This window comes from Lacibacter sp. (genome assembly GCF_035299325.1).
Classification (GTDB): Bacteria; Bacteroidota; Bacteroidia; order Chitinophagales; family Chitinophagaceae; genus Lacibacter.
Window position 1 is genome coordinate 157,058 of record NZ_DATGWT010000027.1, and the last position, 21,457, is coordinate 178,514.

24 protein-coding genes are annotated in these 21,457 nt (G+C 39.5%); 20 read left to right on the forward strand and 4 right to left on the reverse strand.

All coding sequences use genetic code 11. The annotated features are described in order from the left end of the window. Nucleotides 1–21 precede the first annotated feature (21 nt). From gldC to VK159_RS16755, 8 genes are all read left to right on the forward strand, one after another. Entirely contained in the window at nt 22–366 is a 345-nt protein-coding gene (gene gldC / locus VK159_RS16720; RefSeq protein WP_324231308.1) for a gliding motility protein GldC, read from the forward strand. Nucleotides 367–372: 6 nt separating this feature from the next. Further along, nucleotides 373–822, forward strand: coding sequence for a GatB/YqeY domain-containing protein (locus VK159_RS16725; protein WP_324231309.1), 450 nt, complete (start codon nt 373–375; stop codon nt 820–822). Between the two features lies 1 nt (nt 823). Further along, complete coding sequence (locus VK159_RS16730) at nt 824–1,366, forward strand: CvpA family protein (RefSeq protein ID WP_324231310.1); 543 nt, start codon at nt 824–826, stop codon at nt 1,364–1,366. Nucleotides 1,367–1,445: 79 nt separating this feature from the next. Continuing rightward, nucleotides 1,446–2,219: an alpha/beta hydrolase gene (locus tag VK159_RS16735; protein ID WP_324231311.1), complete on the forward strand. Its 774-nt coding sequence runs from the start codon at nt 1,446–1,448 to the stop codon at nt 2,217–2,219. A gap of 17 nt (nt 2,220–2,236) precedes the next feature. Next, entirely contained in the window at nt 2,237–2,896 is a 660-nt protein-coding gene (locus tag VK159_RS16740) for a CBS domain-containing protein (RefSeq protein ID WP_324231312.1), read from the forward strand. Between the two features lie 73 nt (nt 2,897–2,969). Then, nucleotides 2,970–4,463 (forward strand): POTRA domain-containing protein, encoded by a 1,494-nt coding sequence (locus VK159_RS16745; RefSeq protein WP_324231313.1) that lies wholly within the window; start codon nt 2,970–2,972, stop codon nt 4,461–4,463. Nucleotides 4,464–4,634: 171 nt separating this feature from the next. Further along, complete coding sequence (locus VK159_RS16750) at nt 4,635–5,513, forward strand: NAD kinase (protein WP_324231314.1); 879 nt, start codon at nt 4,635–4,637, stop codon at nt 5,511–5,513. Nucleotides 5,514–5,586: 73 nt separating this feature from the next. Continuing rightward, on the forward strand, nt 5,587–6,429 hold the full coding sequence (locus tag VK159_RS16755; protein WP_324231315.1) for a DUF6089 family protein: 843 nt from the start codon (nt 5,587–5,589) through the stop codon (nt 6,427–6,429). 14 nt (nt 6,430–6,443) lie between these two features. Here the strand turns inward: VK159_RS16755 and VK159_RS16760 are convergent, their stop codons facing one another. Next, nucleotides 6,444–7,322: a DUF6268 family outer membrane beta-barrel protein gene (locus VK159_RS16760; protein ID WP_324231316.1), complete on the reverse strand. Its 879-nt coding sequence runs from the start codon at nt 7,320–7,322 to the stop codon at nt 6,444–6,446. A gap of 375 nt (nt 7,323–7,697) precedes the next feature. Here VK159_RS16760 and rplM point away from each other — a divergent pair, with 375 nt between their 5' ends. From rplM to VK159_RS16800, 8 genes are all read left to right on the forward strand, one after another. Next, nucleotides 7,698–8,141 carry a 50S ribosomal protein L13 gene (gene rplM, locus VK159_RS16765; protein WP_182803332.1) on the forward strand — a complete coding sequence of 148 codons (444 nt, stop codon included), beginning with the start codon at nt 7,698–7,700 and terminating at the stop codon, nt 8,139–8,141. Between the two features lie 29 nt (nt 8,142–8,170). Next, complete coding sequence (gene rpsI, locus VK159_RS16770) at nt 8,171–8,560, forward strand: 30S ribosomal protein S9 (RefSeq protein ID WP_324231317.1); 390 nt, start codon at nt 8,171–8,173, stop codon at nt 8,558–8,560. 108 nt (nt 8,561–8,668) lie between these two features. Then, entirely contained in the window at nt 8,669–9,559 is an 891-nt protein-coding gene (gene rpsB / locus VK159_RS16775; RefSeq protein ID WP_324231318.1) for a 30S ribosomal protein S2, read from the forward strand. A 136-nt stretch (nt 9,560–9,695) separates the two neighbouring features. Continuing rightward, complete coding sequence (tsf, locus tag VK159_RS16780) at nt 9,696–10,532, forward strand: translation elongation factor Ts (protein ID WP_324231319.1); 837 nt, start codon at nt 9,696–9,698, stop codon at nt 10,530–10,532. 109 nt (nt 10,533–10,641) lie between these two features. Next, on the forward strand, nt 10,642–11,109 hold the full coding sequence (locus tag VK159_RS16785) for a DinB family protein (RefSeq protein ID WP_324231320.1): 468 nt from the start codon (nt 10,642–10,644) through the stop codon (nt 11,107–11,109). A gap of 68 nt (nt 11,110–11,177) precedes the next feature. Then, on the forward strand, nt 11,178–13,253 hold the full coding sequence (paaZ, locus tag VK159_RS16790; RefSeq protein ID WP_324231321.1) for a phenylacetic acid degradation bifunctional protein PaaZ: 2,076 nt from the start codon (nt 11,178–11,180) through the stop codon (nt 13,251–13,253). Nucleotides 13,254–13,310: 57 nt separating this feature from the next. Then, on the forward strand, nt 13,311–14,084 hold the full coding sequence (locus VK159_RS16795) for an enoyl-CoA hydratase/isomerase family protein (protein WP_324231322.1): 774 nt from the start codon (nt 13,311–13,313) through the stop codon (nt 14,082–14,084). Nucleotides 14,085–14,175: 91 nt separating this feature from the next. Continuing rightward, the gene (locus VK159_RS16800) at nt 14,176–14,814 is read left to right on the forward strand and encodes a DNA-3-methyladenine glycosylase 2 family protein (protein ID WP_324231323.1); all 639 of its coding nucleotides are present in this window, start codon (nt 14,176–14,178) and stop codon (nt 14,812–14,814) included. 222 nt (nt 14,815–15,036) lie between these two features. Here VK159_RS16800 and VK159_RS16805 read toward each other — a convergent pair whose 3' ends face one another. After that, nucleotides 15,037–15,960, reverse strand: coding sequence for a LysR family transcriptional regulator (locus VK159_RS16805; RefSeq protein WP_324231324.1), 924 nt, complete (start codon nt 15,958–15,960; stop codon nt 15,037–15,039). An 89-nt stretch (nt 15,961–16,049) separates the two neighbouring features. Between VK159_RS16805 and VK159_RS16810 the strand changes: the two genes are divergently transcribed. From VK159_RS16810 to VK159_RS16825, 4 genes are all read left to right on the forward strand, one after another. Further along, entirely contained in the window at nt 16,050–17,486 is a 1,437-nt protein-coding gene (locus VK159_RS16810; protein ID WP_324231325.1) for an NADP-dependent isocitrate dehydrogenase, read from the forward strand. Between the two features lie 17 nt (nt 17,487–17,503). Further along, nucleotides 17,504–17,788 (forward strand): hypothetical protein, encoded by a 285-nt coding sequence (locus VK159_RS16815; RefSeq protein WP_324231326.1) that lies wholly within the window; start codon nt 17,504–17,506, stop codon nt 17,786–17,788. Nucleotides 17,789–17,987: 199 nt separating this feature from the next. Continuing rightward, nucleotides 17,988–18,269 carry a hypothetical protein gene (locus tag VK159_RS16820; RefSeq protein WP_324231327.1) on the forward strand — a complete coding sequence of 94 codons (282 nt, stop codon included), beginning with the start codon at nt 17,988–17,990 and terminating at the stop codon, nt 18,267–18,269. 120 nt (nt 18,270–18,389) lie between these two features. After that, nucleotides 18,390–19,043, forward strand: coding sequence for a hypothetical protein (locus tag VK159_RS16825; RefSeq protein ID WP_324231328.1), 654 nt, complete (start codon nt 18,390–18,392; stop codon nt 19,041–19,043). A gap of 53 nt (nt 19,044–19,096) precedes the next feature. On the opposite strand, the gene can is transcribed toward VK159_RS16825, so the two are convergent. After that, nucleotides 19,097–19,729 carry a carbonate dehydratase gene (gene can, locus VK159_RS16830; RefSeq protein WP_324231329.1) on the reverse strand — a complete coding sequence of 211 codons (633 nt, stop codon included), beginning with the start codon at nt 19,727–19,729 and terminating at the stop codon, nt 19,097–19,099. 22 nt (nt 19,730–19,751) lie between these two features. Further along, on the reverse strand, nt 19,752–21,353 hold the full coding sequence (locus tag VK159_RS16835; RefSeq protein ID WP_324231330.1) for a SulP family inorganic anion transporter: 1,602 nt from the start codon (nt 21,351–21,353) through the stop codon (nt 19,752–19,754). Nucleotides 21,354–21,457 lie beyond the last annotated feature (104 nt).

The window sequence follows — 21,457 nt, forward strand, 5'->3', positions numbered from 1 at the left end:
CTTTGCGGCACAAATTTTAGTATGCATAAAAGTAATATTTCCATCGACGTTTATTTAGATGAGCAAAAAGTGCCTGAGCAAATTAAATGGAAGGCAAGCGACAGTAGTGCAGATATGGACCAGACTGCAAAAGCAATGATGCTGGCGTTTTGGGATGGTGCCGATAAATCAGCCCTGCGCATTGATCTTTGGACAAAAGAAATGATGGTTGATGAAATGGCGGATTTCTATTATCAATTACTCATGACTATGGCCGACACATTCAATCGTGCAACCAATCAACCGGAACTGAGCGCAGAAATGAAAGAGTTTGCAAAAGACTTCATACAGAAATTCAAAAAAACACAGCTAAACCAAAATCAGTAATAAACTATGAGCCTGGAACAAAACATTATGGCGCAAATGAAAGATGCCATGAAAGCAAAAGATGAAGCAGGATTACGTGGCCTGAGAGCAATTAAAGCAGCTATCCTGTTAGCAAAAACAGCAGGTGGCAGCGGAGAAATTACAGCTGATGATGAAATAAAACTATTACAGAAACTGGTGAAGCAACGAAAAGATTCACTCGATATTTTCCGTCAGCAAAACAGGACAGACCTTGCGCAGAAAGAAGAAGAAGAAATTGCAATCATCGAAAAGTTTCTGCCCAAGCAAATGGATGCAGAAGAGTTGAAAACGATTATTGCAGCAATTATTGCAGAAACCGGCGCATCCTCACCGGCTGATATGGGCAAAGTGATGGGCGTTGCCAGCAAACAGTTAGCTGGCCAGGCTGATGGAAAAACAATCAGCGCTGTGGTAAAAGAACTTCTAAGCAAATAGAATGATCATTGATATTATTGTATTGATCGCTATTGCACTTGCAATCATAAAAGGCTTACGCAGCGGATTGATCGTTGCGGTGTTTTCAATTATTGCATTTGTAATTGGATTAGCAGCAGCACTCAAGTTGAGTACAGTTGTTGCAGCCTGGCTGGCACAATCAACAAACATCAATACACAATGGTTGCCATTCATTGCATTTGCAGCTGTATTTTTCTTAACGGTATTTGCAATAAGAGCAGTAGCTAAGCTTATTGAAAAAGCAGTGGATCTTGCCTGGATGGGTTGGGCAAATAAACTCGGTGGTGTGTTAGGCTATGCGGTACTCTACCTGTTAATACTAAGTGTTTTATTTTTCTATGCTGCACAAATGAAATTATTAACAGAAGAAACTATTGCAGCATCCCGAACAAATGAATTTATTCAGCCATTGGGGCCAAAAGTGATCAATACTATAGGCATTGTATTGCCCATTTTCAGCAATATGTTTTCGCAGTTAGAAGACTTCTTTGAGAAGCTGGGCACACAAATAAAGCCGCAATAACGGCAATCTGCAACTGAATTACAATTTTTCACACAAATCAACTATTTTAGCAATTAACAACTGTTATTTGCTGCCAGGAATGAACTACGAAATAATACAGGAAGGAAAGTTTAAATATATCGAAGTCGGTGAAGGCGAACCGCTCATGCTGTTGCATGGGTTGTTTGGTGCATTAAGCAACTTCAAAGATTTGCTTGATTATTTCAGCAAGCGCAACAAAGTGGTTGTGCCCATGTTGCCGTTGTTTGAGCTTGACTTACTCCATACATCTGTTGGCGGATTGGAAAAACATGTTCAGAAGTTTATTGAATTTAAAGGATACGATAACATACACATGCTGGGCAATTCCCTTGGAGGCCATGTAGCATTGGTGCATGTATTGAAACATCCTGAACGCATTAAATCGCTCATACTTACAGGTAGCTCAGGTTTGTTTGAAAATGGAATGGGTGATACCTATCCCAAGCGTGGAGATTATGAGTACATCCGCAAAAAAACGGAAGTAACGTTTTACGATCCTGCAATGGCAACAAAAGAATTAGTTGATGAAGTATATGATATCGTAAATCAACGGATAAAAGTGATTAAGGTAATTGCGCTGGCAAAGAGTGCCATCCGTAATAACCTTGGCGATGAGTTGAAGGAAATTAAAACCCCAACTCTGTTAATTTGGGGAAATAACGACACAATCACTCCGCCGTTTGTAGGAAAAGAATTCAACAAGCTCATTCCAAATTCAGAACTGCATTTTATTGATAAATGCGGCCATGCACCAATGATGGAACGACCGGATGAGTTTAACGAAATATTAAACGGGTTCCTTACCAAGTTAAATGCCCCGGTACCCGTCTAAGAAGAAAGAATATGACAATGACTGCAGCCGAACTTATATCAAATCACATACCCACACTTCAAACCACAGATACGGTTCGGCAGGCTTTGGATTGGATGACTGAAAACAGAACAACGGAACTTCCGGTAGTTAATGATCAAAAGTATGTGGGGCTTGTTTACGAAGACGATATTGAAGGGGAAGATGAGTCTGCAACCATTGCACAGTTTCTTCATACGGGCAAACCTGTAAATATTAATCCGGCAGATTTTTTCCTTGTTCCATTAAAAATTATGCATCAGCAAAAGCTGAGCCTTTTACCCGTTGTTAAGGAAGATGGTGAATTGATGGGTATTATTACAAGAGAAGATCTTGTACAGGCAGCATCGCACTATAATGCAGCAGCTGTTCCCGGCGGCATTGTTATTTTACAAATGCAACCAAACAGCTTTTATATTTCAGAGATTGGCCGGATTGTTGAATCTAATAATGCAAAGATCATTCATTTGAATACCTGGACAGATAGTTCAACAGGTGAGTTGATGGTGGCCATTAAAGTAAATAAGAACGATATTCAGGATATACTTTCTTCGTTTGAACGTTACGAATACAATGTAATCCAGTATTTTGGCGAAAACCTCTCGGAAGAAGAGTTGCGCCTGAATTACGATCATCTCATGAACTATCTTAACATATAGTTTCAAGGGCTAACCCGTTTTTTCTACCTGTTTCATTGTACATTTAAAGTCTGTCTTTAACAGAAAACTAATTATGCTGCCAAAAAGGGTTTATACTATTTGCCTGCTTATTCTCCTGCAGGTTATTGTAGGGCGGCTTTATGCACAACCTTCTGTTGCAATAGAAACAGCAAAAGAAAATTTACGTAAGATTATTCGTCAGCTTCCCGATTCCGTTGAGTTTATTGTTCGTTCAGTTGCTGTAACAGGAAATAAAAAAACAAAGGAATACATCATTCTACGGGAAGTGCCTTTCAGAAAAGGATCAAAAATGTTCAGCAGCCAAATGGAAGAATTGATTGATCAGGCAAGGCTGAATGTTTCTAATACACAACTGTTTCTTGAAGTAATACCTAAGATAACTGCATGGGATGAAAAACATGTAGACATTCTGTTTGAAGTAAAAGAGCGTTGGTATTTATTCCCCTTCCCTTATTTTAAGTTGGTCGATCGCAATGTTAATCAATGGCTGACAGAGCAAAACAGAAGCCTTGAACGTGTAAACTATGGATTGAAATTAAACTGGGACAATGTATCCGGAAGAAGAGACAAGCTCAACTTTAACTTCGTTAACGGATATACCCGTGAATATTCTATCTTTTATGAACAACCTTATGCCGATAAAAAACTGGAGAGAGGATTTTTAGGTAGCATTTATTATAAGCAGTCGAGGCAAATGACCTATGCAACAGACAGTAACAAGCAGGCATTCTTTCCGGTAAGTAATGGGCAGATCAGTGAGTTTGTTCGCACGACATTTAAAATGGAAGCTGGTTTTACCGTAAGGAAAGGTGTAAACCATCGGCATACTTTTCGTCTTAGTTACGCAAAGGAAACTATTCCCGACACGATCAGTAAATTGATCGCCGCTAATTCACTTAAAGGGTATCTGCCTTATTTTAACGAAAACAGATCCAAGCAACAATTTGGTGAGTTTGTGTATGCATATCAGTACTACAACGCAAATAATATTGTGTACCCCTGGAAGGGTTTTCTTTTCAATGGTTCATTTATGCAAAGGGGCTTAGGAGCAAAAGGAATGAACCTGTGGCAGTTTTCCGGTAAAGCAGGCAAGTTTTTCCAGCTAACAAAAAAGACCTCAGTTTCTGCGGTTGGCTATTATATGGTGAAAGTGCCTTTCAAACAACCGATGTATAATATCGGCGCATTGGGTTACGGTGATTGGTTTTTGCGAGGGCTTGAATATTATGTGATTGATGGCGTGCAGGCGGGTATACTGAAGGGAACAATAAGGCAGGAAGTGCTGAATTTAAACGTACCCACTTTCATCATCAAAAACGAGAAGTACAAAAAAATACCATTCAAGATTATTGCAAAGGTTTATGGAGATATTGGAGCCAGTCATCTGCCTGCATACACAAACAGTATCTTAAACAACCGTTTTCTGTATACTTACGGTGCAGGTATTGATGTGTTGAGCTACTACGATTTTATTGCACGCATTGAATATTCGTTTAACCAGTTGGGTGAAAAGGGATTATTTTTACATATACGCAGAGATTTTTAATGATCACTGCAGTCTTTAAAAACAAAAAAATTCAAGCTATTGTAACTGTTATCAGTTAGACAATAACAATAAAATACACATCAATTTTCCTGAAAAAATTCTGGACTGATAGAAAGACCCACGATGATTTTTTGAAAGTGCGATGTGCCAAAATCAAATTAAAGTAAACACATGAAAGTAGCTATCTACAGCCGGGTGTTTGAATCTGATCAGAAAGAAGATATTCAACGCTTATTAAAAGAGCTGAGTGCAAATAATATCCGGGCATATATCTACAGAGGTTTTTATGAACAGATAAAAGAGCAAATTCAGTTTGATGAAGAGCCTCCCATATTTCATTCTTCCGAAGAACTTGATGATACATTCGAATGCATGATCAGTCTTGGTGGTGATGGCACATTGCTCGATACCGTTACAATGGTGAGAGAGTTGCCCATACCATTGCTCGGCATCAACTTTGGTCGCCTTGGTTTTTTAGCAAGCATTGGTCGTGAAGAAGTAGAAACAGTTGTAGCGTCATTAAAGAACCACACCTATGTTGAAGATGAACGTACTCTCATTCATCTCGATAGCAACATGCCGCTCTTTGGCGATACGCCATACGCATTAAATGAATTTGCAATCCACAAGCTCGACACTTCATCCATGATCAAAATACACGCTTATCTAAACGGCGAGTTTTTGAACAGTTACTGGGCCGATGGGTTAATTGTGGCTACACCAACGGGCTCAACCGGTTATTCACTTAGCTGTAACGGCCCTGTTGTTTTCCCCGATTCCGGAAGCTTCGTGATAACTCCTGTGGCGCCCCATAACCTGAACGTACGTCCAATTGTTGTGCCTGATAACAATATTATCTCGTTTGAAATTGAAGGCCGGGCCGATAGTTTTTTATGTACACTCGATTCAAGAAAAGAAATCGTTAGTAAAACCATACAACTGGCGGTGAAAAAAGAAGAGTTTACTGTAAGCCTTATCCGTTTAAACGAGAACAACTTCCTGCAAACTTTGCGCAATAAGCTCTCTTGGGGCCTCGATCGCAGAAACTAAATACAGCAAATAAGCCGGGGATATATGAAAACCCTGATATTTGCGTTATTACTTTTTTTGAGAACTGATGCTAATGAAAACATTGCTTTTTACCCTTTTTCTGCTCTCTTTATGTGTTGCCCCTTTCGTTGTTCGTGCCCAGTATGATGGCTACAAGCATGAAGGTGAGTTTGGTGTTCAGCTTGGTGCTGCCCATTATTTCGGCGACCTCAATCCCGACAAAAAACTTAACCGCCCTAAACTTGCAGGCGGTGTTTTCTTCCGCAAGCAGATAAATAATTATGTGGCTGTACGCATAGGAGCCAATTTTGCTCAATTGGGTTACAGTGATATTTATGAAAAGAAAAATGAGTTTCGGATGCGTCGGAACCTCAGCTTTAATACCAATCTCTGGGAGCTGATGTTGCAGGGCGATTTTAATTTCTTCCGTTTCAACCCAACCAATCCCGGGGAAAGATTTACTCCTTACATCACTTTCGGAGCAGGCGTGTTCAATTTCGATCCATATGCATATTTGAATGATACAAAGTATTTTCTCCGTCCTTTAGGGACAGAAGGACAAGGTTCTGCTGCTTATCCTGATCGTAAACTTTATTCTACTACTGCCTTTGCTTTTCCGGTGGGTGTTGGTGTAAAGTTTGCGTTGACTGACAGAATGAATCTGAATTTTGAAATTGCACACCGTTTTACCACATCTGATTTTATTGATGATGTTTCCGGCACTTATGCTGGTCTTGCCACATTTCCGGCTGGCTCACCCGCCTCTTTTTTACAAGACAGAAGTTATGAAACAGGAACGCCTATTGGAGTTGCAGGAACACAACGTGGCTTTAGTGGCCCACGTGATCAGTATATTATGGCAACAGTAGGAATCACGTTCAGCATTACATCTTATAAATGTCCTACTGCAAATTAGAGCCATCTTTATGATTACAGTCGTATACGGTAAATGGCTGAAACACGGAACAGCAGGTTGTCGTTTATTTTTTCTTCGTAAACGTATTGCTTAATTTTTCCGCTGTTACCTAATCTTATACGACGAAATAAACTATGCCCTGCTTCAAGATTCAATACCAGATTTTTAGTGAAATATAAATCGGAGAAAAGGCTGAGCTGGTTATCATTAAACTGAATATATCTTCCGTGAAATAACTGGTAACTGTTGTTCACTGCTTTAAATGTAAGCCCTGCATACCAGCGGTTCTTCAATTTTTTTTCCAAAAAGAGTGAGCCAGGCAATGCCCCCCATATTTGAAAGCTGCTGTCAATTTTATATTCCAATCCTGCAATTGGCATAAAGAAATTTCCGAAAGCTTCACGGTTATAATACAACCCCGCTTTTAAAGTGAGTTTTGGGTTGATCTTATAGTTCATTACAACAAACCCTCCTGCCTGAAACGAACCCGGTAAGCTTATTTTCTCTGCATTATTGCGCAGGATCATGGTGGTGTTGAGAAGAAATTTAGAACGCTTTATTGGAGTGAGAAGTGTTACAGGAAGCCCGATGCCGGTTGGGAAAAACTGCTCTCTTTCCACGATAAGTGAAGGCTGTTTATTCCTATCCGGAAGATTCACCTGCCAATTCTCAACGTATGGACTGAAGATCAGCGCACCACCGGTTATTTTAAAACGGATAGGCAAGGTAAGTGAGGCGTTGAAATATTCAAATGAATTTTTGTGGTTGTTCCTTCTGATGAATCCTTGATCCGGAGACTGGATCGTACGCACATTCAACACATCAACATATGGTTGCGCAGAGGAAACCGTTACGGTAACTACAATGAACAGAAAGAAGAGTCCTTTTTGCATGGGAAAGATTTTTTCTGTTAAGAGGATCTGGGTTGAACTTACTCTCATTAAAGTACAAGATATTTCCGACGAAAGCGAATAATCCCCGAACATTACCGCTTCATCCAAACAAATATGTATAACACAGGAACCTAAGCTGGATACGAATTTGGCCTTTTAAATCTCCCCAAACCCTTTGTTTAAGGGCATTTCGGAAGTGATAAAAAAAGTTGTGCAAAATTTTTACTGTAAATCAATCGGTTACAAAAGTGCTTGTAAAAATACTTTCCTCTTTCTTTGGCAGATTGCGTTGAGCAGCCCTACCTTTGCGACCCGTTCTAAAAAGCGGGACTTTTCTAAAAACTCCACGGGATGGCGTGGAAAAAATAAAATACAATGAGCAAACTACATTTCACTACGAAGCATGCGAACGAGGCTACTGTGCAACGTAACTGGTACGTTGTGGACGGCACCAATCAAACCGTTGGACGCATGAGTTCAAAAATCGCTGCAATCCTTCGTGGTAAAAACAAAGCCTATTACACTCCCCACGTTGACTGTGGTGATTATGTAATCGTAATTAACGCCGATAAGGTTGTTTTCACTGGTACAAAGATCGACTACAAAGAATACCACAACTTCAGTGGTTACCCGGGTGGTCAGAAAATTGAAATTGCAAAAGACCTTCTGCGTCGTCGTCCGGAAGTGGTTGTTGAGCGTGCTGTAAAAGGTATGCTTCCTAAAAACCGTCTCGGCCGTAAGATGTACAAGAAGTTGTTTGTATATGCTGGCGATAAACATTCACACATTGCACAACAACCAAAAGAACTGAAGTTCTAATCATTTTCAAATTTTCAAACTCCTTATAAATGGAAAAGCAAAAAAACGCAGTTGGTCGCCGTAAAGAAGCCATTACCCGTGTGTTTATCAGCAAGGGTACCGGCACAATTACCGTGAACGACAAAAACTACAAAGAATATTTCAGCCTGGTGTATTTACAAAACCAGGTAGAAGCTCCTTTAAGAACTGTTGAATCATTAGATAAGTTTGATGTAAAAGTTAACGCTAATGGTGGTGGTATTAAAGGTCAGGCAGAAGCAGTGAAACTGGGTATTGCCCGTGCTTTGCTTGAAGTGAATCCTGAGTATCGCCCTGTATTGAAAGCTGCAGGTTTACTGAAGCGTGATCCACGTGGTGTTGAACGTAAGAAATTTGGTCATAAGAAAGCCCGTAGAAGCTACCAGTTCTCTAAACGTTAACAAAACAGCTTCAGGCCCACAGCTTCGAGCTATGAGTTTTCTTCTCGTGGCTCGCTGCTCAAAGCTCAGAGCTTTCAAACTATTACATACAATAACAAAAAGTATACAATGGAAAATAACACTTCATTACAACAGCAATTACTCGAAGCGGGTGTACATTTTGGTCACCTGAAGAAGAAGTGGAATCCCAAGATGTTACCTTACATCTTTGCTGAAAAGAAAGGTATTCACATCATCGACCTCAACAAAACTGTTGAAGGTTTGCAGGAAACTGCAGCAGCTATGAAACAGCTGGCACGCAGCGGTAAAAAGATCATGTTTGTTGCTACCAAGAAGCAAGCAAAGGAAATTGTTACTGAGTGCGCACAAAAAGTAAACATGCCTTACGTAACTGACCGTTGGTTAGGTGGTATGTTAACAAACTTCAATACAGTTCGTAAGAGCGTAAAGAAAATGCAGAGCATTGAAAAAATGCTGAATGATGGTTCTTTCGACAGCATTACGAAAAAAGAGCGTCTCCAGTTAAGTCGTGATAAAGAGAAAATGGAAAAAGTATTGGGCGGTATCGCTAACATGAGCCGTGTTCCTGCTGCTTTGTTCTTAGTTGATATTGGTCACGAACATATTGGTTTGGCTGAAGCGAAGCGTTTAGGCATCACTACATTCGGTTTGGTTGATACAAACTGCGATCCTAATAAAGTAGATTACTTTATTCCGGGTAATGATGATGCAACAAAATCAATCGCTATCATCACTCAGTTCCTCACTGCAGCAATTGCAGAAGGTTTAGCTGAGCGCCAGGTTGAAAAAGAAGAAGACGAAACTGAAGAAGTAGAAGATAAAGGTTCTAAGTTCGACGAAGGTGAAGAAGGTGGTCGTGACAGAGGCGGACGTGGTGGCCGTGGTCCTGGTCGTGGTCCTGGTGGCAACGCCGGTGGTCCTGGTGGAGCTCCTAAGCGTCGTGTGCCAAGCACACAGAAGCGTACTTCAACCAGATAATAATGGGCAGGAAGTAAGAAGCAGGATGAACGAAGAGTAAGACTTCTAAAAAATATAAAATGCTTTCTGCTTGAGTTAGTTTATAAACTTTGGCAGAAAGCATTTTTCAAATTTTCAAATTTTCAAATTAAAAGATATGTCTACTGTAACAATAAGTGCACAGGATATTAATAAGCTTCGCCAGGCAACTGGTGCAGGTATGATGGATTGTCGTAAAGCGTTAACTGAAACAAATGGTGATTTTGAAGCAGCGATCGATTGGTTGCGCAAACAAGGTCAGAAAGTTGCAGCAAAACGTAGCGACCGTGAAGCAAAAGAAGGTGTGGTAATTGCACAAACAAGTGCCGATAAAAAAATCGGTTATGTAGTATGCATCAGCTGCGAAACTGATTTTGTGAGCAAGAATACTGATTTCGTTGCTTTTGCACAATCAATTGCTGATGCTGCTGTAGCAAACGATGTAAAAAGTGTTGATGAACTGAATGCTGTTGAAGTGAATGGTGCAAAAGTTGCTGATTTGATCAATGATAAACTGGCTGCAATTGGTGAAAAGATCGGTATAAGCAAGTTTGAGCGTATTGAAGCTCCTTATGTTGCTTCTTATATTCACGGCGCATACCGCATGGGTGTGTTAGTTGGTTTAGATAAAGAAGCTGCTGATGCCGGTAAAGACGTAGCAATGCAAATTGCTGCTATGAATCCTGTGGCAGTTGATGCTGACAGCGTACCTGCTGATGTAGTGGCACGTGAAAAAGATATCATCGTTGAATTGATGAAGCAAGATCCGAAAATGGCCGGCAAACCTGAAGAAATGATCGCTAAGATCGCTGATGGTAAAATGAATGCATTCTTTAAAGAGCAAACATTGCTTGCACAGGCTTATGTGAAAGATGCTTCTAAAAGCGTTGGTGAATTCCTGAAAGCTTCAGGCGACGTGAAAGTAACAACCTTCAAACGTGTTGCTTTAGGATAATACTAAAATGGAATCCTGATAATGGTCCCGTGTACGAAAGTGCACGGGATTTTTTTGGTTAAACTGCACACATAAACTCCTGTACATTTGAAAACGAAAACAGATTGCTATGCAAGAACAACTAAACTTTCTAAAGAACAAATACATACCGATCATTCGTGAAGCCGATACTTCTGCTCAACCCAAATGGGGCAAAATGAACTTTCAGCAAATGGTGGAGCATGTTTCAGCTTTCTTTAAAGTATCTACACATAAACTTAAGTTCGATCTTGTTTCACCACCCGAACATATACTTAAGCTCAAAGAATTTTTAATGAGCGATAAACAGTTCAGGGAAAACACAAAAGCTCCCACAAGTATTATTGGTGAAGAGCCTTTTCCTGTTCATTATTCATCAGCTGAAGAAGCGGTTGCCAAACTGGAAAAAGAAGTAAACCACTTCTTTCATTTTTACGAAACTAATCCAACCGATACCGCTGTTCATCCTGTATTTGGCGAATTGAACTTTGAAGAATGGGTACGACTCCACTACAAACATGTTACCCATCATTTACGCCAGTTTGGTTTGCTGAGTTAAAAATGAAGCAAGGCATTTACCGAACTATCTTCTGCTGTAACTTAGCAGCCTAACGATTATTAGCAAATATGAATAAGCTCGGCAATTATATCACCGGCCACTGGATCAATGGCGATGGTGAAGGACAACTCCTGTACAATGCTGTTACAGGCGAACCTGTTGCAACTGCATCTACCAAAGGATTGGACTTTCAATCCATTCTTCACTATGGAAGAACCGTGGGTAATCCTGCCTTGCGAAAAATGACGTTTCATGAGCGTGGGAATATGCTCAAAGCATTGGCTATTCATTTACGCAATCACCTCGATAAATTTTATGCAGTCTCTTATCAAACAGGTGCTACAAAAGCAGATAGCTGGGTTGATATTGAAGGTGGAATTGGTAATCTCTTTGCAAATGCATCGCTTCGCCGCAAATTTCCTGACGAAGTATTTTGTATTGATGGAGAAAGCCATAACCTGAGTAAGAACAATACATTCATGGGCACACATATTCTTGTGCCGAAAGAAGGAGTTGCTGTACACATCAATGCATTTAATTTTCCTGTGTGGGGTATGTTGGAAAAGATTGCCGTGAATCTTTTAGCAGGTGTTCCTGCAGTGGTGAAACCTGCAACAGTAACAGCTTACTTAACTGAAGCAGTTGTGCAGGAGATCATCGCTTCAAAAATTTTACCGGAAGGTGCATTGCAATTGATTTGTGGTAGTGCAGGTGATATATTGAATCATGTAAACAGCCAGGATATTGTTACGTTCACCGGTAGTGCATCAACAGGATTAATGTTGAAGAGCCAGCAAAATATTCTGCAAGAAAATGTTCCGTTTAACATGGAAGCTGATTCACTTAATTGTATTGTGCTGGGTGATGATGTAAATCCCGGCATGCCGGAGTGGGACATTTTTATCAAAGAAGTGAGAAAGGAAATGACCTTGAAAGCCGGGCAACGTTGCACGGGTATTCGCAGAATATTTGTACCGGAGAATAAAATGGAAGATCTGTGGAAAGCAATAGCAACTTCGCTTGCACAAACAACCATTGGCAATCCACTCAATGAAAAAGTAAGGATGGGTTCATTGGCTGGCGAAACACAACGCAAGGAAGTAAGAGAACAGGTACAGAAATTATTAGCATCATCTCAAATTGTATATGGCAGTTTAGATAGTGTTGATGTGGTTGATGCTGATGCAAACAAAGGAGCATTTCTTTCACCCATTTTATTGAAGAATGAATCGCCTTGGGCTTCAGCCCAGGTACACGAAGTAGAAGCATTCGGTCCGGTGAGTACGATCATGCCCTACAAAAGAATGGATGAAGCAATTGCATTAAGCAAATTAGGAAAGGGTAGCTTATGTTCGTCCATTGTAACTGCCGATCATAAAATTGCAAAGCAATATGTAATTGGTGCTGCCACACATCACGGTCGTATTCTTGTGTTGAATAATGAGTGTGCAAAGGAGAGTACCGGTCATGGTTCACCGTTACCATTGTTGGTACATGGTGGTCCCGGTCGTGCGGGTGGTGGTGAAGAGATGGGTGGTTTACGTGGCGTAAAACATTACCTGCAACGTACGGCTATTCAAGGTTCGCCAACAACCATTACTGCTATCACCAACGTATATCAACCAAATGCGAAGGGAAAAGATCCCGGCAAGCATCCGTTTAAAAAGTATTTTGAAGAATTGCAGATAGGCGATCAGATCATCACTGAAAAAAGAGTTATTACGAGCGAGGACATAGATCGTTTTGCTGATTTGAGTGGAGATCATTTCTACGCTCATATCAAAACAACCGATTTTACAGGCACCATGTTTGAGCAACAGGTGGCGCATGGTTATTTCATTATGAGCATTGCAGCCGGTTTGTTTGTGGACAGTTACGACATAAATCCCGTGTTGTTGAATTATGGTATTGATGAGTTACGTTTTACCAAACCTGTTTATCCCGGTGCCGAAATGTATATCCGCTTTACCTGTAAAGAAAAGCTACCAAATGATAAACGCATTGTAGAAAAGCCCGAAGACTTTAAACGTGGCGATGATATTGAAAAGGGAATTGTAAAGTGGCTGGTTGAATTTTTGGATGAAACAGATGAACTGACCGGCGTTGCTACAATTTTAACAATGGTAAAAAAATTAAAGCAATAGCAGGCATTGCATTTGTGCCAAGAGTGCTGTAATTTAATAAGACTAAATCAATGAATCATGGTTACGCAGATAAGTGAAGCATACGTAAAAAAGGAATTACATAAAGGAATTGCAACTGTTGAGTTTCATCATCCGCAAAGTAATTCGTTACCCGGCAGTTTATTAAGTGAGTTGGCACACACCATTTCGCATCTGGCGCATGATCCGAATGTATTAGTGATCATATTAAAATCATCAGGTGAAAAAGCTTTTTGTGCAGGCGCAAGTTTTGATGAGCTGGTAGCAATACAAAATGAAGCAGAAGGATTGAAATTCTTCAGCGGCTTTGCACATGTGATCAATGCTATGCGTAAATGCCCGAAGCTGATCATTGGCCGCATTCATGGTAAATGTGTTGGCGGAGGTGTTGGTTTAGCTGCAGCCGTTGATTATGCTATTGCAGTTGAAGGATCCGATATTAAGTTGAGTGAGCTGGCCATTGGTATTGGTCCGTTTGTGGTTGGTCCGGCAGTAGAACGTAAGATTGGCACATCCGCTTTTTCGCAACTGGCAATTGATGCAGCCAGCTGGCGCAATGCCGATTGGGCAAAACGGAAGGGATTGTTTTCTGAATTGCATCCTACCATTGAAGACATGGATGAATCAATCTCGAAACTTGCCAATACATTATCACATTCTTCACCCGAAGCCATGCACGAAATGAAAAAGATATTCTGGAAGGGAACAGAGCATTGGGATGAACTGTTGATCGAGCGTGCAAAGATCAGCGGACGCTTGGTGCTGAGTGAATTTACAAGAAATGCCATTTCGAAATTTAAAGCGAAGAGTTGAAATGAGTAGAAAGAGAAAAGAGTCTGATAAAAAATATCACGTTAGTTAAACAAGCGACAGTTTTCCTCTTTCTCTTTTTTATTTTTAGCACATGATTCAAACCTTCTCTGCAGATAATTTTCAAACATACTGCGATCTTCTTTCGAAAAAAGACAAACACCTCAAAGCCATCATCAATGAACATGGTTATCCACCTATGTGGACACGTAAGCAGGGTTTTGAAACGCTTATTCTCACCATTCTCGAACAACAGGTTTCGTTAGCAGCAGCATTTGCAGCGTATAAAAAATTAAAAGCAAGGATAGGTGCTGTTACGCCTGCAAAAATTCTTGCGATGAGTAATGAAGAATTGAGGGAATGCTATTTCACCAGGCAAAAGCAAGTGTATGCAAAAGAGTTGGCAACAGCAGTAACAACAAAAAAGATTCAGCTAAAAAAGTTTTCAATGTTGACCGATGAAGAAGTAAGAGAACAGCTTACTTCTATTAAAGGCATTGGTAACTGGACAACTGATGTTTACCTGATGCATGCATTGCAACGCACTGATCTTTTTCCTTTGGGCGATATTGCTTTGGTGAATAGTTTAAAAGAAAACAAGCAACTACACCCTCATGTTACGAAAGAAGAAATGCTCACTATTGCTGAACCATGGCGACCCTATCGTACGATTGCTGCCATGATTCTCTGGCATTCTTATATTAAAAAACGGAATATTAAGATCGAACAATGATGCACACCTGCGCTATTACAGATCATCGTACTCATAAATTTGATCAATATGTGTACCGGCCTTCATATCAAAAACAGGTTTGATGATTCCGTTTTCGTGGTCATATACCCAGCTGCGTAGCCAAGTTCCTACTTGCCCCGGAGTAAATTTTTGCCGCTGCTGTCGCTAAATAATTTCATGCTGCAATAAATTTCTCATCATAGTTAGTTTTTTTAACTGGCCTTAGTATTGCTCATACCAATGAAATGTTGTTGCCGCAATAGTAGCTTTTTCTTTTTTTATGTATTGTAAAAAAGAGGAAGCAACCGGTGAATGCTTTTTGCCTTTTAACCATATTAAACTCCAGGTAGTATTAATTGGTAACCCCTTCACATTTATTATCTGCAGTTCATTGTTTTGTAGTTCATTCCTGATGCCAATAAGTGGCATTACAGAATAACCAAGCCCCGCAAGAATGGCTTGCTTCACGGCTTCATTAGAAGTAAGCTCCATTTTTTTCTGAATGATAATATTATTCCGGTTAAAAAAACGTTCCATTGCCTGCCTTGTTCCTGAACCTTTTTCTCTGAAAATCAACGGCAATTCATCAAAGAGTTCTTTTGTGTATGGGCTCTTTTGAAATTTTTTTTCTGTGTTACCAACAAGAAAAAGTTTGTTACGGATTAGATCAATCTTTTCTACATTTAAATGATCCGGTAAAATTGAAACAAGCGCAAAATCAACTTCATTGTTTTCGAGACTGTCTATTACTTTTAACTTGTTGGTTACATCCATCACCAGTTCAATACCGGGATGTGTTTTCATAAATGAAGAAAGAAAGTAGGGAAGTACATATTTACCTGTAGATACTACCGATATTTTTAAACGTCCACTCAATTGTCCTTTAAAGGCAAGTGTTTTGTGGTTAATGGCATATACCTGTTGCAAAATTTGTTCTGCAGCTTCTGCAATTTCTTTTCCAAAGTCTGTGATGTATAATTTACGACCTACTATTTCCGTAAGAGGTAAATCAAATTGATTTTGAAAATTTTTAAGTTGTATGGATACTGCCGGTTGGCTTAAATGAAGCTCTTCTGCTGCTTTTGTAACAGTTTCTGTTTGTACAACTTTTAGAAAAATCTGAAGTTGATTAAGTGTATAATTCATAAATATATTTTATGGGAACTATAGTAAATATAAATAAAAATTTATAAAGGAGATACTGCATTTTTGCCGTGTAAAAAATAAACAACATTATGACACGTATAACTGTAGCCAAAGGAGATGGGATAGGTCCTGAAATTATGGATGCAACTCTTACTATTTTAAATGCCGCCGGTGCAAGAATTGAGATCGAAGAAATTGAAGTGGGCGAAAAAGTTTACCTCGCAGGTAACTCAGCAGGGATAGCACCGGAAGCATGGGATATAATACGGCGCAATAAAATTTTTCTCAAAGCACCCATCACCACACCACAGGGTGGTGGTTATAAAAGTTTGAATGTTACCACACGTAAATTTCTTGGGTTGTATTCAAATGTGAGGCCCTGCAAAAGCCTGCATCCCTTTGTGAAAACAAAACATCCCGTTATGGACATTGTCATCATTCGGGAAAACGAAGAAGATTTATATGCAGGAATTGAGCACCAGCAAACCGATGAAGTGGTACAGTGTTTAAAGTTAATCAGCAGACCGGGATCTGAAAAAATCATACGTTATGCATTTGAGTATGCACGTCAGCAAAATAGAAAAAAGGTAACGTGCTTTACCAAAGACAATATTATGAAGCAGACCGATGGATTGTTTCATAAAGTATTTGATGAAATCGCTACGGAGTATCCTGAAATAGAAAACGAACATTGGATTATTGATATAGGTGCAGCAAAAATGGCTGATACACCTGAACTATTTGATGTTATTGTAATGCCAAATTTGTATGGGGATGTATTGTCTGATGTGGCTGCACAAATTACGGGATCAGTTGGTCTTGCGGGTTCTGCAAATATTGGTGAAACATGCGCCATGTTTGAAGCTATTCACGGATCGGCACCTCGGGTTGCCGGGCAAGACAGAGCAAATCCTTCTGGTTTGCTGCAGGGCGCAATTATGATGCTGCATCATATTGGCCAGGCAGATGTGGCTGCTAAAATTCAGAATGCATGGTTAAGAACAATAGAGGATGGTATCCATACATACGATATATACAGAGAAGGAATCAGCAAGCAAAAAGTGGGCACCCGTGCTTTTGCAGAAGCAGTAATTGCAAATCTTGGTAAACAACCTCAGCAATTACAACCTGTATCAGATGCCGTAAGCAAACCATTGCAATTACCAAAATACAAACGTAAACAACCTGCATTCAAAAAGCTGGAAGGAGTGGATCTGTTTGTTCACTGGGATGGTTATTCTGCAAACGACCTTGCAGCTTTACTACAACCATTGCAATCAAGTGACCTTTCTCTATCAATGATTACTAACCGGGGCATAAAAGTTTGGCCCGATGGTTTTGAAGAAACATTTTGTACAGATCATTGGCGTTGCCGCTTTAAACCCGTCAACGGTAAAGAAATGACAAAAAATCAAATAATTGAACTGCTAAGTAAAGCAACCGCACAACAAATTGATACAATTAAAACGGAAAATCTCTACAGCTTTGATGGTGTAGCTGCCTTCTCATTAGGACAAGGACAATAAAAAACATAATAAGAACTATGCAACTCGAATTAATTAAAGGGCAATTTTCAGGAACAGAAGCATTAGATATTCTTACGCAAATGATCCACGTAAAAATTAAATTTCATGAAAGTAAAATTTCTTTAAACAGCAGTGAAGAAGATATCAAATATCGTGAAAGCCGGTTAAAATATTTACAGAATGAACTTGCTGTTATTCGTAATACGATCGTTGACCACAGTCAGCCTTTACAGATTAATGCAACAATAAATATCGAATCAAAAAAAGCAGTTTATGAAACAGCTTCTCATCTCGCTTCTTAGCTTATTTACCGGCTTATCATTGTTTGTCTGTTCCTTTTTTGCCAATGACCAAACGTTGAGCCTTTTAATGATGGCGTTAGCTGTTATATTTCTTTTGCTTACCATTGGCATAGTGTCATTTGATGGCAACCAGGTACAAATACAAAAAGAAAAAACAGGAAATAATACTTTCAATCACTAATTATTTATTTAATTTTTTATGCACCACGAAATTCAAGCAGATTTAATTGACGGCCAGTTTACACCTGAAGATGCACGTGAACTGCTGATCGATTTATTTTCGAGAAAAACAAATTTTCATGAAATTAAAAACTTTAGTGCTAATGAACGTTTTGGCAAAGATGATCCTGTTCATATAAACCGTATTCATGCATTAACAAATAGTATGGAGCAACTAAACCGCCTTTTTCAGGAAGTAAAAGGTTCAGACAAAAAACTTGTCATTCGATCTGTTGTTTCTATTTCAGTTGCCGGTGAATAACACTTTCAAAAGTGTTTAAAGCATCAGCGGGCGGAAACCGCTTTTTATTTCCATTAAGCAATTTGTTCACAAAACATTTTAACCGGTTATGCAGCTGTTTAAAATGCAAAAAAAGTTAGTATGCGAAAAATTACTGGCATGCTGTTCTTGATTACAAGTATATTATTTTCTTGCAATCAGGTGCAGCAAGCAAAAGAACAAACCAACAGAGTAGTGTCGGAAACAAACGAGCAGGTTAAAAAAGTAATTGATGATCTGGCTTTAGTGTATGTTGAAGATGGAGCCCAGTCTGTTATTACTTATGACGAGGTTAATACAGCCCAGCAGGCATGGTGCGATGCATTGGTAAAGATTGGACAACTGAAAGAAGAAGGCGGCGACTATAAGGCTTATGCTGAAAAATTATTATCTGAAGCCTATAATTATGATAGTAGCAAAGTGTTTTTTAAACCAACACTTGCTTTTGGTGATCAAACGTTTCGGAACGATAAAAAAGGTGCCTTAGCTTACTTTATTGGCGGCGACCCGGATTTTCCGAACGACAAAGGTTTTGCACTGACACCTTGGGTAAAAGCACGTTATGATAATGCCGGTGAAAATAACGAAGGGATACAGATATATGGCTCTGTTGCTATTACCATGGGTAATGTATGGGTAACTTCGAAAGATGGTAAAGAAGTTATGGTTGATAAAACATGGGTATTTAAAAAAGGGAAAGATGGAAAACTAAGAATCATTGTTCACAAATCGGCACTCCCGTATAAACAGGGTTAATTCTTTGAATAGACTAAAATGAAAAGCCTCTTATAAAGAGGCTCTTCATTTTTTTATAAATTATCAAACTCATATAACTCATCCATTCGGGCACCTGCCTCCATCTCAAATATATTTTTGATAACACCGTCATGCAAATCATATACCCAACCATGCAGGTGAGGAGCCTGGCGTTCTTTCCATGCTTTTTGAATTATGGATGTTTTGGCCAGATTCGTTACCTGCTCTTGCACATTCAATTCAATTAAGCGGTTTGTACGTTCATCTTCAGTTAACAGACTGTCAACCTCATCACGATGAAAGCGATAAACATCTTTAATATTACGCAGCCATTTGTTAATTAAGCCAATACTTTTTCTTGTCATAGCTGCTTTTACGCCTCCGCAACCATAATGACCGCACACAATTACATGTTTTACCTTCAATACGTTTACAGCATATTCAAGAACGCTGAGCATATTGAGATCTGTATGTACAACCATATTGGCGATATTACGGTGAATAAAAATTTCACCCGGTTCTGTTTGAGTAATTTCATTTGGTGGCACACGACTGTCGCTGCAGCCAATCCATAAAAATTCAGGAGTTTGAACATTAACTAATCTGTTAAAAAAGTCGGGATCCTGTTTTGTTTTGTTTGCGGCCCAGGTTTTGTTTTCTGCTAAGAGCTTTTCGTATGATTTCATTTTAATAATTTTTTCGTGATTGTTATAATACTTCTTTTTCAAGAATAGCATCAGCATCATTTACATGACTGATGGTGTTTTCAATTTTATAGGCTTCTTTAAAGCCAACAAGATCAACTTTAATATTCTTATCAGTCGATGTAAAATCAACAAAATCTTTGATTAATTCAAGTACATCGTGATCAATATAAACAGTTTCACTGGCATCAATTACTACAATACTGTTCTTAGGCAAGTGCACCAGCGTTTGTTTAATCGCTGCTTTGTTCAGGAACGAAACTTCTTGCGCAAGTTTGATTTTAATCAACTCTCCTTCCTTGTGTTTGTCTTTACGGAAGAAGTATGCCAGTTTCATATTTCCACGAAGAATGAATATGATACTGAATACAAGGCCAATTCCAACGCCTTTCAACAGATCAGTAAAAACTACTGCCAAAACTGTAATAATAAAAGGGATGAACTGAAACCTTCCATTTTGCCACTGATGTTTGAACACTTTCGGACTTGCTAACTTTAAGCCAATCATGATCAATATGGCTGCCAATGCAGCAAGCGGAATTTTATTGAGGATGCTTGGTATTGAAACCACAGCAAGCAAAAGGAACACACCATGAGCAATGGTTGAGAGTTTGGTTCGGCCACCTGAATTAATGTTTGCTGATGTGCGGACAATTACTGAAGTCATCGGCAATCCCCCTATCATGCCGGCAATTATGTTTCCAATACCTTGCGCCTTTAATTCAGTGTTGCCGCTTGAGTAGCGTTTCAGCGGATCCATTTTATCGGATGCTTCAAGACACAACAATGTTTCAATACTGGCAACAATAGCTATGGTTAAACCAAGAATCCAAACCGAACTGTTTTTAATGCCTCCAAAATCGGGTAATGAAAACTGTTGAAAAAATTCGTTGATGGAGCCGGGCATAGGAAGGTTAACAAGGTGCTCGCTTTCCACAGCCAATTTTGAACCCGTACCAATAAACAGTTCATTTAATAAAACGCCTGCAATAACAGCCACCAGGCCGCCGGGAATCAATTTTATTTTTTTGAGAAAAGGGATCTTATTAAATGCAATCAAAATGCTAATACAAATAACCGTAATGATTACAGCACCATAATGAACGGAATTAATGGCGTCGGTTATTGCAGTTAAAGTGTTGTGGCCGGTGTTGTTTTCAATAAACGCAAAGTCACCTTCGCTGTCTTTATCGTAACCAACAGCATGGGGTATCTGTTTTAATATGATAATAACACCAATACCCGTAAGCATACCTTCAATTACGTTCGATGGAAAGTAGTTTGAGATGGTACCTGCTTTAATAAAGCCGAGAAGAAGTTGAATGCCACCGGCAATTACTACCGACAGTAAAAACAAATCGAAGGAACCAAGACTGGTAATGCCAGCCAGCACAATGGCCGTTAGCCCTGCTGCAGGCCCGGTAACACTCAGATTAGAGCCACTTAAAAATCCTACTACGATGCCACCGATAACACCCGTGATAATACCTGAAAATAACGGAGCCCCGCTTGCAAGTGCAATACCCAAACAAAGTGGTAACGCCACAAGGAATACCACCAGCCCGGCTAGTAAGTCTGTTTTAAAATATTTTGTTTCTAATTTCATTTTATGTTGCTTTAACAGGTGTTTAAACAAGCTATCGTTCAGTTGGCTGAACCATAACTTTACCGAAATGGCCAATAAAGCCTGCGGTTTTATACACGTGGAGC

Coding starts and splice junctions, on each gene's coding strand:
- gldC (WP_324231308.1), top strand. CDS start 22: ATGCATAAAAGTAATATTTCCATCGACGTTTATTTAGATGAGCAAAAA.
- VK159_RS16725 (WP_324231309.1), top strand. CDS start 373: ATGAGCCTGGAACAAAACATTATGGCGCAAATGAAAGATGCCATGAAA.
- VK159_RS16730 (WP_324231310.1), top strand. CDS start 824: ATGATCATTGATATTATTGTATTGATCGCTATTGCACTTGCAATCATA.
- VK159_RS16735 (WP_324231311.1), top strand. CDS start 1,446: ATGAACTACGAAATAATACAGGAAGGAAAGTTTAAATATATCGAAGTC.
- VK159_RS16740 (WP_324231312.1), top strand. CDS start 2,237: ATGACTGCAGCCGAACTTATATCAAATCACATACCCACACTTCAAACC.
- VK159_RS16745 (WP_324231313.1), top strand. CDS start 2,970: ATGCTGCCAAAAAGGGTTTATACTATTTGCCTGCTTATTCTCCTGCAG.
- VK159_RS16750 (WP_324231314.1), top strand. CDS start 4,635: ATGAAAGTAGCTATCTACAGCCGGGTGTTTGAATCTGATCAGAAAGAA.
- VK159_RS16755 (WP_324231315.1), top strand. CDS start 5,587: ATGAAAACATTGCTTTTTACCCTTTTTCTGCTCTCTTTATGTGTTGCC.
- VK159_RS16760 (WP_324231316.1), bottom strand. CDS start 7,322: ATGCAAAAAGGACTCTTCTTTCTGTTCATTGTAGTTACCGTAACGGTT.
- rplM (WP_182803332.1), top strand. CDS start 7,698: ATGAGCAAACTACATTTCACTACGAAGCATGCGAACGAGGCTACTGTG.
- rpsI (WP_324231317.1), top strand. CDS start 8,171: ATGGAAAAGCAAAAAAACGCAGTTGGTCGCCGTAAAGAAGCCATTACC.
- rpsB (WP_324231318.1), top strand. CDS start 8,669: ATGGAAAATAACACTTCATTACAACAGCAATTACTCGAAGCGGGTGTA.
- tsf (WP_324231319.1), top strand. CDS start 9,696: ATGTCTACTGTAACAATAAGTGCACAGGATATTAATAAGCTTCGCCAG.
- VK159_RS16785 (WP_324231320.1), top strand. CDS start 10,642: ATGCAAGAACAACTAAACTTTCTAAAGAACAAATACATACCGATCATT.
- paaZ (WP_324231321.1), top strand. CDS start 11,178: ATGAATAAGCTCGGCAATTATATCACCGGCCACTGGATCAATGGCGAT.
- VK159_RS16795 (WP_324231322.1), top strand. CDS start 13,311: ATGGTTACGCAGATAAGTGAAGCATACGTAAAAAAGGAATTACATAAA.
- VK159_RS16800 (WP_324231323.1), top strand. CDS start 14,176: ATGATTCAAACCTTCTCTGCAGATAATTTTCAAACATACTGCGATCTT.
- VK159_RS16805 (WP_324231324.1), bottom strand. CDS start 15,960: ATGAATTATACACTTAATCAACTTCAGATTTTTCTAAAAGTTGTACAA.
- VK159_RS16810 (WP_324231325.1), top strand. CDS start 16,050: ATGACACGTATAACTGTAGCCAAAGGAGATGGGATAGGTCCTGAAATT.
- VK159_RS16815 (WP_324231326.1), top strand. CDS start 17,504: ATGCAACTCGAATTAATTAAAGGGCAATTTTCAGGAACAGAAGCATTA.
- VK159_RS16820 (WP_324231327.1), top strand. CDS start 17,988: ATGCACCACGAAATTCAAGCAGATTTAATTGACGGCCAGTTTACACCT.
- VK159_RS16825 (WP_324231328.1), top strand. CDS start 18,390: ATGCGAAAAATTACTGGCATGCTGTTCTTGATTACAAGTATATTATTT.
- can (WP_324231329.1), bottom strand. CDS start 19,729: ATGAAATCATACGAAAAGCTCTTAGCAGAAAACAAAACCTGGGCCGCA.
- VK159_RS16835 (WP_324231330.1), bottom strand. CDS start 21,353: ATGAAATTAGAAACAAAATATTTTAAAACAGACTTACTAGCCGGGCTG.